The 3,084-nt window shown below is 32.2% G+C and carries 2 protein-coding genes and 1 pseudogene; 2 read left to right on the top strand and 1 reads right to left on the bottom strand.

The features are described from left to right. Positions 1-757: pseudogene (locus PKN74_RS08200) on the bottom strand (hypothetical protein); the annotation flags it as partial. 482 nt (positions 758-1,239) lie between these two features. On the opposite strand from PKN74_RS08200, the gene PKN74_RS08195 reads away from it, so the two are divergent. Both PKN74_RS08195 and PKN74_RS08190 read left to right on the top strand, forming a co-directional pair. Further along, complete coding sequence (locus PKN74_RS08195) at positions 1,240-2,571, top strand: amidohydrolase (RefSeq protein ID WP_472310348.1); 1,332 nt, start codon at positions 1,240-1,242, stop codon at positions 2,569-2,571. Next, positions 2,474-2,962, top strand: coding sequence for a hypothetical protein (locus PKN74_RS08190; protein ID WP_472310347.1), 489 nt, complete (start codon positions 2,474-2,476; stop codon positions 2,960-2,962). The genes PKN74_RS08195 and PKN74_RS08190 overlap by 98 nt, the downstream gene beginning before the upstream one ends. Positions 2,963-3,084 lie beyond the last annotated feature (122 nt).

The raw sequence follows: 3,084 nt of genomic DNA, 5'->3' as shown, positions 1-3,084 counted from the left end.
TCTCAACATCGATTCTCAATACGAAATTTTCTGTAATGTCGGTGATATCTAGCTCTTTACCTTGCAAATCAAAAAAACTGAGAGTAACTTCAGGAAAGCTTTGAGAATCAGGGTCTGTAGATAATTCAGCAGTTCTTAATTGAACTTCTTTTACATTGTAGGCAAGGTCTTCGGTTTTTAAATCTTTGATTTCACTTAAAGCGTCTCCTTGTTTTTTCAATTCTACGTCTATCTTTTCAGGAAAACCTCTAACGTTAAAGGTTACTTGTCCATTTTCGTCTGTTACGCCTTGTGCCAAAACATCTTCCCCATTTTTGACAACAACAGTGGCTCCTTCAACTGCCGGACCTGTGTTATATTCAACAACAACAAATGAAGCCGGAATTGGCTCCAAAGAGCCTGTCGTGAAACTCCAAACATTACTTGTCGCCGTTTTTCCTTTTGGATCTTTTGCTACCACTTTCCAATAGTATGTTTTTTCCTCTTCAAGTTCCAAAGGTCCATAAGATTTCGTAGTTAAGTTTAACTCTTTAAGACGAGGATTACTGTCTTCACCAAAATATAAGTCAAATTTTAATGTGTCTTCATCAGGATCAGTAGCTTCCCAAGATAGAGTTACGTTTATTGGTACATTTGTAGCTCCGTCCAGTGGAAAAGGATTTGTGGGTTTATTAGGCGCTTTATTTAATATTGGCGCACAGGAAAACAGCATTAATACACAAACCAACGCAGTTAATACATAGTATAACTTTTTCATTCTAACTTCACCCCCATTATAACGTTTTGTGTTTTTCGAATGAAACTTACCATATACAAGCAAACAAAATTCTGCAGACTTACTCACATTTAATTAACTACTTGTTTTTATATTTCACCCACCTTTATTTAAAATATTGTTCTTGAAAGTAAAGCAAGTTAGTTTGATCTTTTTTGCACATAGTGAAACTGTAGAAAGAAAAAATATTGAAAACAATGTTAAATCCAATTATAAACAGGTTTAATTTAATACAAATTTTAGTGAGCGAATAAGTAAATTCAAAACATATTTTATTAAGGTAAATTTATTATATCATAAAAAATCGTTTTTATAACAATGTATTCATTTAATATTCATCTTATATGTAAAATTTACATTAGCATCGTAACAATAAATGTTTAGAAATTGTAAAGAAAAATCAAGGTAAAAAATCAATTTTATAGTATAATTTTTATGAACTAAAGCTTGAAGGGGATGCTTGTATGTCTAGAAAATTGCTTAAGAACGGTTATGTACTAGTTTGTGCCGATGACGTTGTTGAAAGGTTAGACGTTTTAATAAATGGTGATGAAATAGAAGATCTACTTTCTCCTGAAATTACACAAGAAATAGAAAACGAAAATATAGAGGAATATGATTTATCAGGCAAGCTAATAGTTCCGGGCTTTGTTAATATGCATACTCACTCTGTTATGTCTTACTTCAGAGGAATTGCGGATGATTCTTCTTTTGAAGAATGGTTGTTCAAAAAAATGTTGCCACGTGAAGATTTTTTGAAAAGCGATATGGCTTATTATGGTGCTGTAGTTTCTATTTTAGAGATGATTTCAAATGGTATAACAACTTTTGTTGATATGTATATGTTTACAGATGAAATTGCTAAGGCAGCTTATGATTTAGGTATAAGAGCATATATTTCTCGGGGAATTTCTTTTGATAATCAAGAAGGATGGAATAAAAGAGTAACAGAGAATATAAATACTTATGAAAAATTTAATGGTTTAGAAAACAGGATTTATGTTGGCTTTGGTCCACATGCCCCGTATAGTGTTCCGTTTGATAAGCTAAAAGAAATTGCAAAAATAGCCGAAAAATATGAGACTCATATTCAAATTCATTTATTGGAGTCTGAAAACGAGAAGAAGCAATATTCTTTAACCGATATAGAAAAAACTGGTTTATTTGAGTTACCAACAATAGCGGCTCATTGTGTACATGTGGATATCGATGATATAAAAGTGCTTTCTAGGAACGATGTTACTGTTGTGTATAATCCTACAAGCAATATGAAATTAGGAAATGGAATTGCTCCAATAGTGGATATTATCGATGAAAATGTTAATGTGACTTTTGGGACTGATGGATGTGCGAGCAATAATTCTTTGAATTTTTTTAATGAAATGAAGGTAGGAGCTATTTTACAAAAGAATAAATATGGACCTGATAAGTTAACAATCAAACAAGTTTTAAGAATGGCTTGGGAAAATGGAGGATTCGCCTTAGAAGAAAGATTAGGTCGGCTTGAACCAACTTTCAAAGCAGATTTAGTGGTACTAGATATTGATACACCTGAATTTTTACCTAAAGATATGGAAAGGATGAAGTCACACATTGTTTTTTCTGCTAATCCTAGAAATGTTGTTGGTACAATGGTTGCAGGTAAATGGTTGTATTACGATAAAAGGTTTTTAAATTTAAAGAACAAGGGGGAAATATATGAAAAATTTGAATATTTTTATAAAGAAGTTGAAAATAATTTTGGTAGCAGTAGTAATGATAAGTATTTCAACAACAGTGATAGCCAATTCAATTGAAGAGTTTGTAGAATTTTCCCCCAAGGGTTATGTAGATATAAATAGAGTTGTTATGAGGAATGGTAACGTTTTAGAAACTCCTGTACCTGAAGAAGGTGTGCATTTGCAAATAAGTTTCAAAAAAAATCGAGGTATTTACGAAGTTCATGTAATCTATTTCGAAAGTGTTTTTACTTTAATGAATTTTTGGTATAATTTTGTAGGTCATTATTCTGATAATTTTGTAGGTGTTTTTTCTGCTGTTCCTTTTATTTATGGGGAGTTCAATACTGAATATTCAAAGTTGCAAGTCAGTGCATGGTTTACGGGATATAATAATACGTTTTTTGCAGTTTACGGTCCCAAAAAAAGTGTAGTAAACGATTTGAAATTGAAATTAAACAAAAAGTAAGTAGGACGATTGGTCACGAGTAGGCATACACGGTCTATCTTGAGGAAAGTCTGGACTCTAAGGGTGGGGTGCTGGTTAATTGCCAGAAGGAGAGATCCTTGAATAGGGCCATAGAAACGGAA

The organism is Defluviitoga sp. (assembly GCF_035349255.1).
In the GTDB taxonomy this organism is placed as follows: Bacteria; Thermotogota; Thermotogae; order Petrotogales; family Petrotogaceae; genus Defluviitoga.
The sequence above is the reverse complement of the archived record's forward strand: the minus strand, read 5'-3'. Positions and strand labels throughout refer to the sequence as shown.